The following is an 11932-nucleotide window of genomic DNA, read 5'->3' as shown; positions in this document are numbered from 1 at the left end:
GAAGGCAGCGCCCAGCACGCCGCCCGCGGCCTGCTCGCCGGCTTCGGCCCCGGCATCACCGCCGAAATGGCCCTCGGCCGCTGGCGCACCCACGAGCAGGGGTCCGCCGCGCCCGGCACCCCCTGAGCGGGGCGCGGCCGTCCGGGTCCGTCGGCGGACGGACCCGGACGGCGGCCCCGCCCGGCCGGCCCACCGTCCGGCCGGCCACCGCCCGCTCTCAGCGGTCGAGCTCCTTGTGGGCCGTCTCCGGAAGGCGCAGGTAGACCGCGGCGGAGACCAGGCACACGACGGCCACGTACCACGGGAACAGGCCCGCGTGCCCCGACTCCTTGAACAAGGTGCCGACATAGGGCGCCGTGCCGCCGAAGAGGGCGACCGTGAGGGAGTACGGGAAACCGATGCCGGCCGCCCGCACCCGGGCCGGGAAGACCTCGGCGTTGACGGCCGCCGAGATAGAGGTGAACCCGGTCAGCAGGACCATGCCGGCGCACTGGACCAGCAGCAGGGACCAGAAGGAGTCGCCGATCGAGCGCAGCAGCGGCACGCCGAGCACGGCGAAGCCGACGCCGAAGAAGAGCAGGAGCGGCCTGCGGCCGTAGCGGTCGGAGAGCAGTCCGCCCAGGGGCTGGAGGAGCGCGAAGAAGGCGAGGGAGACGGTGCCGGCGAGAAGGGCGTCGGCCTTGGAGATGCCGGCGTTGAGTTCGGCGTACGTCGGCAGGTAGGAGGTCCAGGTGTAGTAGGCGATGGTGCCGCCGGCGGTGATGCCGCAGATGAGCAGGGACTGGCGGGGGTATTGGCGCAGGGCGTCGAAGAGCCGGGGGCGGGGCTCCCGCCCGGGGGCGCCGTGGCCGTCCGTGAGTGTTTCCTGCGCGCCGCGCCGGATCCAGAACCCGACCAGGCTCAGGACGGCGCCGATGAGAAAGGGGATTCGCCACCCCCACCCCTCCATACGGGCCTGATCCAGGGAAGCGACGAGGGCCGCGGCGACACCGGAGGCGGCGAGCTGGCCGGCGGTGGTGGAGACGTACTGGAAGCTGGAGAAAAGCCCGCGCCGGCCGGGCCCCGCCGACTCGACCAGAAAGGTGGTGGAGGCGGCGAACTCGCCGCCGACGGACAGCCCTTGGAGCAGCCGGGCGGCGACGAGGATCACCGGCGCCAGGATGCCGGCGGCCGCGTACGTCGGGGTGAGGCCGACCAGCAGGCTGCTGCCGCCCATCAGGAGGATGGTCACGGTCAGCGCGGTCCGTCTGCCGTGTCGGTCGGCGACGGCGCCCATGAGCAGGCCGCCGACGGGCCGCATGAAGAACCCGACCGCGAAGACGGCGAACGTGGACAGCAGCGGGACGAGGGAGTTCCCGGCGCTCCGGGGGAATATCTGCCCGGCGATATAGGTGGCGAGGAAGGTGTAGGCGTACCAGTCGTACCACTCCACGGTGTTGCCCACGGAGGCCGCCAGCAGCTGCCGGACGGGGCGGCGGGCCGGAGCGAGAGTCTGTGTCATGATCACGGCCCTCCCCTCGCCGGCCGGTCCGCACACCTCCGTCGTGTTACGGCTTCGTGAGGGCGCGGGGCGGGACGGGAGGCCGGGAGCCGGTACCCGGCTGGTGGCACGGGGCGCCGCGGTCGCCGTCGCGGCGGAGGGACAGCGGGGGAGGCCGGGGCGGCCCGGGCAGCCGACAGGCCCCGGCCTGGATGGGCCGGGGCCTTGAGGCGCGGGGTGTCAGGTCACCTGTCCATGACCGGGCCGGGTCCGCCGCGGCGGGAGCGGGGGCGGGCGGTGCGGTCCATGGCCGCCATGGCCAGGCCGAGCAGCAGGGCCACGAGGCCGACGATGATGTTGTTGACCACGGTGCGGGTGGTGTCGACGTTGCCGGCGACGACCCACGGGGAGACGATGGTCCAGGCGCCGATGGCGATGGCGGCCCAGGCCATGGCGTGGGTGCGTTCGTAGGCGGAGCCGAGCCCGCCCATGCACAGCGCGTAGGCGATGCCGGTGATCAGGTTGCACACGGCCAGAGTGGTCAGCCCGCTGAAGCCGGCGATCCACGGTGAGGCGGCGAGGTACAGACCCGTGAGGAGAGCCAGTGTCTCTATCGCCTGGGCGCGTGGGGTGCTGGTGGCTCGTTCGAACCGGGAGCGCATCTCGGCCACGTCGGGGTGTTGCTCGATGCTCGGGTGGGTGGTCATCGCGGGCCTGCCTCCTGTGGAAGACTTTATCTGCCCTTTAACCCCATATAACCCCTTATCCGGCATTTCGGTCAACCGGAGGAGCCGCCCGCCCCGCCGGCGCACCGGGCACGGACGGCGGCGACTCCGGCCCGTCGACACCTCTCCGGGCCGAACTCGTTGATCCACGGCACGCCCAACGACCGAGAGGGGAACCGTGAATCTCCGCACCGTCGCGATGGCCGCGGCCACCGGCGCCTTGCTGGCCACCGGGACCGCGACCGCGCAGAGCGCCGCAGCCGAGCCTCAGCCGAAGCCGGGACCGGACAGGAGCTCGGGCGTCGGCCTGGTCAAGCACGACAGGCTGACGCCCGATTCCGTCGTCGACTACGTCCTCGAGGGGGCCGAGGAGTGAGCCGGGGCCGGCTCGCGTTCCACTGACACCGGGCCGGTGGGGACAGGGCCGGCCGGGTCCTCTCCCCTGACCCGTCCGGCGACGGCCGCCGGTGGGGGAAGCATCCGGACCGGTTCCGTGCCCGCGTCGTTGTGGCGCGGCGCCCAGTTCTCCAGGGCCACGCGGCAGGCGTGGTCGAGGTGGCGCAGCCCGGACAGGTCCAGTTCGATGGGCCGGTCCTTCGGCAGGCCCTCCAGCTCCTCCAGTATTTTCGGCAGCCGCAGGAAGGTCGCGTTGCCGGTGACGGTGGCCACCAGGCGTCCACCGGTCAGTTCCCGGACCTCGACGTGCAGGTGCGAGGTTTCCCAGGCGGTTTTGCACACCGCGAGCAGCAGCCCGAGCATCACGCCCTCGAAGAGGTTGGTGACCAGGATGGCCACGGCCGTGACGCCCAGGACGACCGCCTCGCCCCGGTGCTCGCGCCACAGCGGGCCCAGCTCCTTGACCGGGACGAGCTTGCAGCCCGCGTGGACCAGCACACCGGCGAGCGCGGCCAGCGGGATGACGCCGATCGCTGCGGGCAGCAGGGCGGCGAAGAGCAGCAGCCACAGTCCGTGCAGCACGCGCGAGAGCGACGTGCGCGCGCCCGCCTGGACGTTGGCGGAGCTGCGGACGATGACGGCGGTCATCGGCAGGGCGCCGAGCGCACCGCACAGCGTGTTGCCCACGCCCTGCGCCATCAGCTCCTTGTCGTAGTCGGTGCGCGGGCCGTCGTGCATCCGGTCCACCGCGGCGGCGCTGAAGAGGCTCTCGGCGGAGGCGATCAGGGTGAAGGCGAGGACCGTGCCGAGCGCCGCCACCCCGGCGAGGCCGGCGAAGTCGCCGGCACCGGGCGGCTGGACGGCTTCCAGCAGCCCCTGTACCTCCACCCTGGCGAGGGGCAGGTCGAGCAGGGCGACCACGGCGGTGGCGAGCCCCACCGCGACCAGCGGACCGGGCACGACGCGCACCCGGGCGGGCAGCCTGGGCCACAGCACGAGAACGGCCACGGTTCCCACGCCGATCAGGAAGGCGCTGAGCGCCGTACCGCCGGAGAGGACCTCGCCCGCCAGGCCCGGCAGGCCGGCGATCTTGCCGAGTCCGCCGGACGGCTGAGCGGTGTCGGCCATGGCGTACACCTGGCCCAGGACGAGGACCAGGCCGATGCCGGCGAGCATGCCCTGGACGACGGCGACCGATATGGCACGGAACCACCGGCCGAACCGGAGCGCGCCGAGTACCAGTTGGAGGAGGCCGGACACCAGGACGATCGCGCCGAGCGCCTTGAGGCCGAACTCCTGCACGGCCTCGTACACCAGCACGGTGAGGCCGGCGGCGGGACCGCTGACCTGGAGCGAGCTGCCGGGCAGCAGACCGACGACGAGCCCGCCGACTATGCCGGTCACCAGACCGAGTTCGGCGGGTACGCCGGAGGCGACCGCCACGCCGACGCACAGGGGCAGGGCGACGAGGAAGACGACGAGCGACGCGAGGAAGTCGCGTCGTAGGACGGAGGGGTTCTTCAACAACGTTCGCATGAGGGGTTTTCCTAGCGGTGGGGTCCGCGAGGGCGGACGGCCGGGGCGGGGACAGGGAGGCGAGCGGGCCGCGTCACAGCGGCGCGAACTCCCCGTCCGATTCCGGGAGATGGGCACTGACCGCACCCGTGTCCACCTCGTAGTACCAGGCGTGCAGCGACAGCCGCCCCTTGGCTCGCAGGTCCCGCACGGCGGGGTACTGGCCAAGCGTGCCGAGCTGCGCCACGGCGTGCCGGCGCACCGCTTCGGCGAGGTCGTCGGTGTCCGGCGGTTCGGGAACGGCGCGCTCCAGCCAGCCGCGTACGGCCGGGACGGCGGAGAGGTCCTCGCCCCGGACCAGGGCTCCGACGGCTCCGCAGTGGGAGTGCCCGCAGACGATGATGTCGCGGACGCCGAGGACGCGCAGCGCGTACTCGATGGTGGCGGTCTCACCGCTTGGCCGGTCGGCGTCGTAGCGGGGGACGATGTTGCCGGCGGTGCGGAGTTCGAACAGCTCACCGGGGCGGGCTCCGGTGATCAGGGAGGGGATCACCCGGGAGTCCGAGCAGGTGATGAAGAGGGCCTGCGGAGCCTGTCCGGCGGCGAGGTCACGGAACTCCTGCCGCCGTTCGGCGACCTTGACGGGGAACGTACGGGCGTTGTCGAGCAACGATTTCATGGCGGCCTGCCTCCTGCGCTCCGGCCGTGACGGCCGGGGGCGGTGTGGTCGGGTCATTGTCAGTGGGGGACTGCGGGGTGGCCGCAGGCGCTGTGGGGCCGAACCGTGGTGCGGTTCTCCGATGGTGCGCCACAGCGGCTGCTGCCACTTTGCCAGAACATTACCTTCTGATGACAGATGGATTCACGCCAGGGTCACACTACGCGTCGGCCAACCCCCTTGTGCCGCCGCTTCGGTGACAGATCGTGACCAACGGGGACGGGCAGGGCGGTTGGGGAGCGACCTGTCGCGAGTGACGCCCGGGACGCGCCCCGGCGGGAGGCGCCCAGGGCGGGACGAAACACCCCGTTGCGGCCTCGGCCAGGTGCTGGCTGGTCACCGCGGGGCGAAGGCGTGGCGCGCGGCCGGGTGGAGGCGCCCCCCGGCGGGTGACCCACCGGTCCACGAAGGCCCCGCGACGGCCCAGCGGCGGCTCCGCGACGCACCCATCGCCGACTGGAACCCCTCGCCACCATCACGTTTCGGACGTGTTGCCGGTGGCCGATCCGCGCTTTTCCCGCTCTTGGTCAAGTCTTGAACCTCCGGCGGCGGACCGGACACGGCCGGTGAGCGGGGCGTATCGCCCCGTCATGACTTTGCTCACGGTCACTTTCGCGTCACTGCTTGAATAACCGACAAAACTTGAAAGCATCGGTGAATGTGCGTCAACAGCACCAGCACGGCAATGTGAGCACCGCACCCAACCGAAATCGAGTGAGAGGGTCATTGCAATGCGGACACTGGTAAGGCGCGCCGTCGTGTACGGTCTGGCTGCTGCGGGGGCTTTGAGCCCGCTTGCCGTGGCGGAGGCCGCCGCGCCTGCACCGGGGCTCTACGCGCCGTCGGCGCTGGTCCTCACCGTGGCGCAGGGTGAGGACGCCGCGACCGCAGCGCCCTCGCGAGCCGTAACGCTCACCTGCAGCCCCACGCCTGGGGGAACGCACCCCGCGGCCAAGCAGGCGTGCAACCAACTGCGCGCCGCCGACGGACGGTTCGAGGCGCTGAAGAGCGACGACCAGCGCCCCTGCATCAAGATCTACGACCCCGTGGTCGTCACCGCGCAGGGAGTCTGGGAGGGGCGGCGCGTGAACCACGAGCAGACGTTCTCCAATTCCTGCGTGATGCAGTCCCAGAGCATGAGCGTCTTCAACTTCTGAGGCCGCAGGCACCGTCCCCGGTGCTGGATCAACCCGACCCGCACGGCCCACCCGGCCGTGCGGGTTTTCCTCGTCCCCGAAGTTTGCCGTTAATTCAGCGCGCATTTGCCGGTGGGAAGTCCCGGGATTCATGGATGACGGCCGGCCTCCACCGTGACCGGCCGTCGCCGTCACCCGCACCGCCCGGGCGCACCACGTGGGCGCGCCACCTGGGCACCAGGCCCCACACCCGTGCGCACCCTCTGCGCCCTCCGCACCCCACCACCACAACAGGCATACTTCTGAAGGTGCGCATAACGCACCACCCCGCACACGCCGCCGGAGTGCACAGTGGATCTGGAGAGCGTCGCCGACGAGCTGTACGGGCTGCGGCCCGACCGGTTCACCGCGGCCCGCGACGTGCGCGCCGCCGAGGCCCGCAGGTCCGGCGACCGGGCCCTGGCCGACGCGATCCGGGCCCTGCGCCGGCCGACCCTGGCCGCCTGGGCGAGCAACCTCCTGGTACGCGAACGGCCCGAGGAGGCGCGGACGCTGGTCGCTCTCGGGGAAGGGCTGCGCGATGCCCACCACACGCTCGACGGACCACGCCTGCGCGAGCTCAGCCACCAACGGCACGCGCTGGTCACGGCACTCGCGCGGCAGGCACGGCGGCTGGCGTCGGAGGCCGGGCAACCGGTCGGCGACGACGTCCAGCGCGAGGTGGAGGCGACACTGCAGGCGGTCCTGGCCGACCCGCTGGCCGCCGGGCAGTGGGCGGCGGGGCGGCTGGCGAAACCGCTGAGCGCCCCGGTCGGCTTCACCGCGGCGTCGGCCGCTCCCACGACGGCGGCGGGCCGCCGCCGCCCCTCCCGTCCCGTCGCCGCCGCCGGCACCGGCCGGGCCAGCGAGCAAGCGCGGCAGGACGCGGAGCGGCGGCGGGCCGAGCTGGATCGGGCGCGGCGGGACGCCGAGAGCGCCGAGCGGGAGGCGCGTGCCCGCGAGGAGGAGCACCAGCGGGCCGAGTCCGGCGGCCGGCGCGCGGCGGCGGAGCTGGAGGAGGCCGGCCGGCGGGTGACCACCCTGGCCGAGGAGCTGAGGCGGGCGGAGGAGGACCGCCGAGCGGCCGACACCCGGGCCCGCGCCGCCGGGGAGCGCGCCCGCCTGGCCGGCCGGGCCGCCGCCCGGGCCCGCCGCCGCGCCGAGGACACGGCACTGCTCGCCGAGCGGCTGGCCGCCGAGGAGGGGTGAGGCCGGGGGCGGCGGGAGGGGTGGGCGCGGCCGGCACGTCAGCCGGCCGGACCGCACCGGTCGGTCGCGGGTCCGCGGCCGGACACCGGCGTGGACGGGGCCGGTTCCTCACCCCGCCGCGCCCGGCGGTGGAACCGGTACCGGGCGGCCCCGGGCCGGCGCACGGCCCGGACGCGGTGACAACAGGCGGCCGGCCCGGTGCAGGTAGTTGACCTTGATCCGCAGCGCCCACGGATCGATCGGCTTGACCAGGAGATCCGCCGCGCCCAGCCGCATCGCTTCCTGCGCCAGCCGCGAGTCCACGCCCATCCCGGTCACCAGGAGGACCGGAATGTGCCGGGTCTGCTCCAGCCGCTGCATGTACCGGAGCACGTCCAGTCCGCTGACCCCCGGCATCACCACGTCCAGGACCGTCACCGCGACGCCGCCCCGCAGGACGGCCTTCAGGGCGGCGTCCCCGCTGGTGGCCGTCTCCAGGGGGTGGCCGAGCGAGGACAGGGCGCTCTGCAGCGCGAACAGGTTGACCTCGTGGTCGTCGACCAGCAGGACCTTCTCCGCGACCGCCACGGCACCCACCTCCTCTCCGGGTGACCGGCCGGCGGTGCCCGGTCGCCCTCAGGTCAGCATGCGTCGAACAAGACGTGCGGGGCAGCGGTCCTGCGTACGGAGGCCGCGACTCGCCAGGGCGCGCTGGGCGCGCGGACGAGCGTACGGCGGACTGGGCGGATGCCCGCGCGGGGCCGCCGGGCGTCGGCGTTCCGGTCGGCCGCCGGGTCGAACGGTCGCGTTCCGGGAGCGCGCGGCGGCCGTCGGTCAGGGGGCGGGCCGCCCTCCGTGGCGCGTGGTCCCGGCGCGGTGGTCATGGGGGCCGGTCCCGGTCACCGCCGCGTCCGCCGGCGGGGCGGGGCGTCGCCGCGTACGTCCTCGTGTCGTACGGCTCGTCGGCCGGGTCGTCGTACGGCGTCCGCCCGTGCGGCGTCGCCGGCTCCGTCACTGCCCGCGGTCGGGGACGGGGCGGGGCGCGGTCCGCTCGACCAGCTTGGCGAGGCGGCCGAGCATCGCCCGGTGGCGCAGTTGCAGCAGGGCGTCCACCAGGGTGTTGTGCAGGAGGCCGCCGGGCCCGCGCAACGGGTGCTCGTCGACGATGACCAGCGTCTCCTCGCCCCAGGGACGGACCTCGATGGCGATCCTGGCGGTGCCCAGCGGGCCGGTACGGGCCTCCAGCTCCAGAGTGCGCGGCGGGTCGTAACGGCGTACGACCGTCTCGCCCTCGACCGTGTACGGGCCGAGGCTCACGGTGTACGCGATGGCGGACCCGACCTTGGGCCAGGTGTCGTCCTTCTGCCTCGACGAGGACGTGCCCACCACCCAGTCGCCGTAACGCGATCCGTCCTCCAGGACGGCCCACACCGCTTCGGGGGCTCTTCTGATCAGCTGGTGCCGTACCGCCATGGATGCCTCCGGGGGTCCGCCGGTCGGGAACGTCCGGCGGGTACCCCCGATTCACCGGGGTGAACGCTCCGGCGCCACCGGGCGAACCGGGGAGTGCCCGGCACGGCCGAGGAGCCGGTCGAGCTCCGCCAGTTCGGACGCCTCGAAGGGCGATACGTCCAGGACGCCCAGGTTCTGGTCGAGCTGGGCCACGCTGCTCGCGCCGACGAGCACGGAGGTGACACGCCGGTCGCGCAGCACCCAGGCCAGCGCGAGTTGCGCCAGGGTGTGGCCGCGCTCGCCCGCGAACGCGTCCAGGGCGCGCAGCAGGGCGAGCCTCTCCCCGGTGAGGGTGTCGCGCTTGAGGAAGTGACCGGCGGCCATCCGGGAACCGGCGGGCACGCCGTTGAGGTAGCGGTCCGTCAGCTGGCCCTGTGCCAGTGGGGAGTAGGCGACGACTCCGGCGCCCGCTTCGGCGGAGGCGGCGATCAGCCCGCTGTCCTCGATCCCCCGGTCCAGCATGTTGTAGGCGTGCTGATTGACCAGCAGGGGCGTGCCGAGTTCCTTGAGCACCCGCGCCGCGCGGGCCATCTGTCCGGGGCCGTAGTTGGACAGGCCCGCGTACCGGGCCTTGCCCTGCCGCACCGCCGTGGCGAGAGCGCCGGCGGTCTCCTCCACGGGCGTGCCCGGGTCGGGCCGGTGGGAGTAGAAGACGTCGACGTGGTCGAGGCCGGTGCGCGCCAGCGACTGGTCCAGGCTGGCGAGCAGATGCTTGCGGGAGCCTCCCTCCCCGTACGGACCCGGCCACATCTCGTTGCCCGCCTTGGTGGCGATGAACAGCTCGTCGCGGTAGGGACGGAAGTCCTGGGCGTAGAGGGTGCCGAAGTTGGCCTCGGCGCTGCCGTACGGCGGGCCGTAGTTGTTGGCGAGGTCGACATGGGTGATGCCGCGGTCGAACGCGCGGCGCAGGACGGCGCGCTGCGTCTCCAGCGGGTCGGTGTCGCCGAAGTTGTGCCACAGCCCCAGCGAGACCTGCGGCAGCAGCACACCGCTGCGGCCGCAGCGCTGATAGCGCATGCCGTCGTAGCGGTCGTGGACGGCGAGGTGGGGGGCGGGCCGCACGGGGGTTCTCCTGGCTGATCGAACAGATGGGTGATCAGGGTAGGGGGGGTGCCGCCCCCGGTCAACGCGATCGCTTGAGGGCCGGTGCGGGGTGGGACGGCGCCGGGTACGACAGAGCCCCGGCTGGACGGGGGGGGTTCCAGCCGGGGCGGCCTGTCGTGGTGGCGAGGCATCCTGCGCGGGTCCTCTTCGCTACCACATATGAATGAACGGTAAACCATCGGTTGGCGTTCCCAGGCCGGGCCACTGTCGGCTGTGAGCCGCGTCACCACGACATCGCCACAGGTGGGCGACTTGACGTGGGCGCCACCCGGGTGACGGCCCAAGGACGGTGGGCCGGGCCGGGCTCCGGCTCGGCGGGCGCCATGAACCGCGACACGGTCACGAATGTGAAGCCCTTACCTTGGCTCGTCGATGGTGCCGGGGACGGCGGGCACGGTCCCGTCGTCGATGTCGTGGAGGATGATCCCGTCCCGGTCGGCGCCGTCCGGGATCCGCTCGCGGATGAGGCCGGAGCCGGTCGTGGCATAGGGGCCGGGTCGCGCCCGACGGTCCGGCCGCGCCGCCCCGCACACGACGCTCGGTGTGGACACGCCGCCCGGAAGGGCGCCACCGTGTCCGTGCGTGTTTTCCGTCCGTGCGGCGGGAAACCCGCCACCTCATGGTGAACATCGGATACACGATGATGACGGAGCAAGCGGGACCGCGAGCCCTTGTCGACCATGTCGTGCGGGCCGAGCAGGCGGGCTTCGACTTCTCGGTCACCTCCGACCACTACTTCCCCTGGCTGCGGTCGCAGGGTCATTCGCCCTACGCGTGGGCCGTACTGGGCGCGGCTGCGCAGGCCACCTCGCGCATCCCGCTCATGACGTACGTGACCTGCCCGACCTTCCGCTACCATCCCGCCGTCGTCGCCCAGAAGGCCGCCACGTTGCAACTGCTCTCGCAGGGGCGCTTCCGGCTCGGGCTGGGGTCGGGCGAGAACCTCAACGAGCACGTGATGGGCGGTGGCTGGCCCGGGGTCGACGTGCGGCACGAGATGCTGGAGGAGGCCGTGGAGATCATCCGGGCGCTCTTCGAGGGCGGCCACGTCACCCACCGCGGCGCCCACTTCGACGTGGAGTCCGCCCGGCTCTGGGACCTGCCGGACGAGCCGCCGCCGATCGGGATCGCGGTCTCCGGTGAGCGGTCCTGCGCCCTGGCGGGCCGCCTCGCCGACCTGGTCATCGCGACCGAGCCCAAGCCGGACCTGCTGTCCGCCTTCGACCGGCACGGGGGCCGGGGCAAACCACGGGTGGGGCAGCTGCCCGTCTGCTACGACCCCGACCGGGACGCGGCGGTGGCGCGGGCGCACGAGCAGTTCCGCTGGTTCGGCAACGGCTGGAAGGTCAACGCGGAGCTGCCGCACCCGGACTCCTTCGACGCCGCCACCCGGTTCGTCCGGCCGAAGGACGTCGCCGAGGCGATCCCGTGCGGTGACGACCCGGACGACTTCGTGGCAGCGGTGAAGCCCTACGCCGATGCCGGTTTCACCGAGGTCGCTCTGGTGCAGATCGGCGGAGACGCCCAGGAGCCCTTCCTGGACTGGTCGGCCAGGACACTGCTGCCCGCGCTGCGCGAGGCGCTCGGCTGAACGGGGGACGGCCCGGCCGGCGGGGAGACCGCCGGCCGGGCCGGGTGCGTGAGTGTCCCGGCCGGGCCGGGCGCGGTGAGGACGGGGCGGGGTGTCAGCGGGAGGCGAGCAGCAGACGCGCCTCCTTCTCGTGCTCTCCGGCGACCGATTCGGAGGAGCGCACATCGAAGAGCTGACCGAGCGCCTTCTCCACTTCGCTCACGGCGTGCTGGTCGCCTGTCAGCAGGGCCTGGACCGGTGAGGCCAGGCGCGGCGGGTCGGGCAGGTCGTCACCCGAGCGCGCGGAGCTGTCGAACGTCGCCATCCAGACGGTGGGTTCGGCTCCGTGCCCGGTCCTGGGTCCCGGCGCGGAGGATTCGCCGCCCGCGAAGACGTGGTCGAGGGTGGCGAAGACCGTCTGCGCGTCCTCCCGGTCGCAGTCGCTGAGCTGGACGGTGACGTCACAGTCCGAGGGGTGGTTGTTCGTTCCGTTGTTCTCCACTTCGCTCCACTCCTAGATCCGTCGTCCGTACAGGCACGACTACCTCG

The 11932-nt window shown here is 73.0% G+C and carries 12 protein-coding genes and 2 pseudogenes; 5 read left to right on the top strand and 9 right to left on the bottom strand.

Features of this window, described 5'->3' with window-relative positions; all coding sequences use genetic code 11:
* Positions 1-126: pseudogene (locus tag AB0H53_RS28165) on the top strand (type III polyketide synthase); the annotation flags it as partial.
* A 91-nt stretch (positions 127-217) separates the two neighbouring features.
* Here the strand turns inward: AB0H53_RS28165 and AB0H53_RS28160 are convergent.
* Positions 218-1501, bottom strand: coding sequence for an MFS transporter (locus AB0H53_RS28160; RefSeq protein ID WP_362119176.1), 1284 nt, complete (start codon positions 1499-1501; stop codon positions 218-220).
* 224 nt (positions 1502-1725) lie between these two features.
* The gene (locus AB0H53_RS28155) at positions 1726-2187 is read right to left on the bottom strand and encodes an SPW repeat protein (protein WP_362119173.1); all 462 of its coding nucleotides are present in this window, start codon (positions 2185-2187) and stop codon (positions 1726-1728) included.
* 196 nt (positions 2188-2383) lie between these two features.
* Between AB0H53_RS28155 and AB0H53_RS28150 the strand changes: the two genes are divergently transcribed.
* Positions 2384-2581 (top strand): hypothetical protein, encoded by a 198-nt coding sequence (locus AB0H53_RS28150; protein ID WP_362119171.1) that lies wholly within the window; start codon positions 2384-2386, stop codon positions 2579-2581.
* Here the strand turns inward: AB0H53_RS28150 and AB0H53_RS28145 are convergent.
* Both AB0H53_RS28145 and AB0H53_RS28140 read right to left on the bottom strand, forming a co-directional pair.
* Positions 2554-4137, bottom strand: a complete 1584-nt coding sequence (locus AB0H53_RS28145) for a SulP family inorganic anion transporter (protein WP_362119168.1) — start codon at positions 4135-4137, stop codon at positions 2554-2556. The two genes, AB0H53_RS28150 and AB0H53_RS28145, sit on opposite strands and share 28 nt — an antisense overlap.
* Positions 4138-4210: 73 nt before the next feature.
* Positions 4211-4795 carry a carbonic anhydrase gene (locus AB0H53_RS28140; protein ID WP_362119165.1) on the bottom strand — a complete coding sequence of 195 codons (585 nt, stop codon included), beginning with the start codon at positions 4793-4795 and terminating at the stop codon, positions 4211-4213.
* A 770-nt stretch (positions 4796-5565) separates the two neighbouring features.
* Between AB0H53_RS28140 and AB0H53_RS28135 the strand changes: the two genes are divergently transcribed.
* Both AB0H53_RS28135 and AB0H53_RS28130 read left to right on the top strand, forming a co-directional pair.
* Positions 5566-5991, top strand: a complete 426-nt coding sequence (locus tag AB0H53_RS28135) for a subtilase-type protease inhibitor (RefSeq protein ID WP_362119162.1) — start codon at positions 5566-5568, stop codon at positions 5989-5991.
* Positions 5992-6321: 330 nt separating this feature from the next.
* Positions 6322-7218, top strand: coding sequence for a hypothetical protein (locus AB0H53_RS28130; RefSeq protein ID WP_362119159.1), 897 nt, complete (start codon positions 6322-6324; stop codon positions 7216-7218).
* Positions 7219-7326: 108 nt separating this feature from the next.
* Here the strand turns inward: AB0H53_RS28130 and AB0H53_RS28125 are convergent, their stop codons facing one another.
* The 4 genes and pseudogenes from AB0H53_RS28125 to AB0H53_RS28110 form a co-directional block, all read right to left on the bottom strand.
* Positions 7327-7785 carry a response regulator gene (locus tag AB0H53_RS28125; RefSeq protein ID WP_362119156.1) on the bottom strand — a complete coding sequence of 153 codons (459 nt, stop codon included), beginning with the start codon at positions 7783-7785 and terminating at the stop codon, positions 7327-7329.
* Between the two features lie 423 nt (positions 7786-8208).
* A complete protein-coding gene (locus AB0H53_RS28120; RefSeq protein ID WP_362119153.1) occupies positions 8209-8670 on the bottom strand; it encodes an SRPBCC family protein in 462 nt (153 codons plus the stop codon).
* 51 nt (positions 8671-8721) lie between these two features.
* On the bottom strand, positions 8722-9726 hold the full coding sequence (locus AB0H53_RS28115) for an aldo/keto reductase (RefSeq protein ID WP_362119183.1): 1005 nt from the start codon (positions 9724-9726) through the stop codon (positions 8722-8724).
* A 310-nt stretch (positions 9727-10036) separates the two neighbouring features.
* Positions 10037-10301 (bottom strand): annotated as a pseudogene (locus AB0H53_RS28110) (hypothetical protein); the annotation flags it as partial.
* Positions 10302-10432: 131 nt separating this feature from the next.
* Between AB0H53_RS28110 and AB0H53_RS28105 the strand changes: the two are divergent.
* Positions 10433-11404: an LLM class F420-dependent oxidoreductase gene (locus tag AB0H53_RS28105; RefSeq protein ID WP_362119150.1), complete on the top strand. Its 972-nt coding sequence runs from the start codon at positions 10433-10435 to the stop codon at positions 11402-11404.
* 94 nt (positions 11405-11498) lie between these two features.
* On the opposite strand, the gene AB0H53_RS28100 is transcribed toward AB0H53_RS28105, so the two are convergent.
* A complete protein-coding gene (locus tag AB0H53_RS28100; RefSeq protein WP_362119147.1) occupies positions 11499-11885 on the bottom strand; it encodes a hypothetical protein in 387 nt (128 codons plus the stop codon).
* Positions 11886-11932: the final 47 nt, after the last annotated feature.

Source organism: Streptomyces sp. NPDC050856 (genome assembly GCF_040653855.1).
Lineage (GTDB): Bacteria > Actinomycetota > Actinomycetes > Streptomycetales > Streptomycetaceae > Streptomyces.
Note: the sequence above shows the minus strand (reverse complement) of the source record. Positions and strands in the feature narration are given on the sequence as shown.

Bases quoted from the DNA above. Each gene is read 5' to 3' on its own strand.
- AB0H53_RS28160 (WP_362119176.1), bottom strand. From the start codon at position 1,501: ATGACACAGACTCTCGCTCCGGCCCGCCGCCCCGTCCGGCAGCTGCTG.
- AB0H53_RS28155 (WP_362119173.1), bottom strand. From the start codon at position 2,187: ATGACCACCCACCCGAGCATCGAGCAACACCCCGACGTGGCCGAGATG.
- AB0H53_RS28145 (WP_362119168.1), bottom strand. From the start codon at position 4,137: ATGCGAACGTTGTTGAAGAACCCCTCCGTCCTACGACGCGACTTCCTC.
- AB0H53_RS28140 (WP_362119165.1), bottom strand. From the start codon at position 4,795: ATGAAATCGTTGCTCGACAACGCCCGTACGTTCCCCGTCAAGGTCGCC.
- AB0H53_RS28135 (WP_362119162.1), top strand. From the start codon at position 5,566: ATGCGGACACTGGTAAGGCGCGCCGTCGTGTACGGTCTGGCTGCTGCG.
- AB0H53_RS28120 (WP_362119153.1), bottom strand. From the start codon at position 8,670: ATGGCGGTACGGCACCAGCTGATCAGAAGAGCCCCCGAAGCGGTGTGG.
- AB0H53_RS28115 (WP_362119183.1), bottom strand. From the start codon at position 9,726: ATGCGCTATCAGCGCTGCGGCCGCAGCGGTGTGCTGCTGCCGCAGGTC.
- AB0H53_RS28105 (WP_362119150.1), top strand. From the start codon at position 10,433: ATGGTGAACATCGGATACACGATGATGACGGAGCAAGCGGGACCGCGA.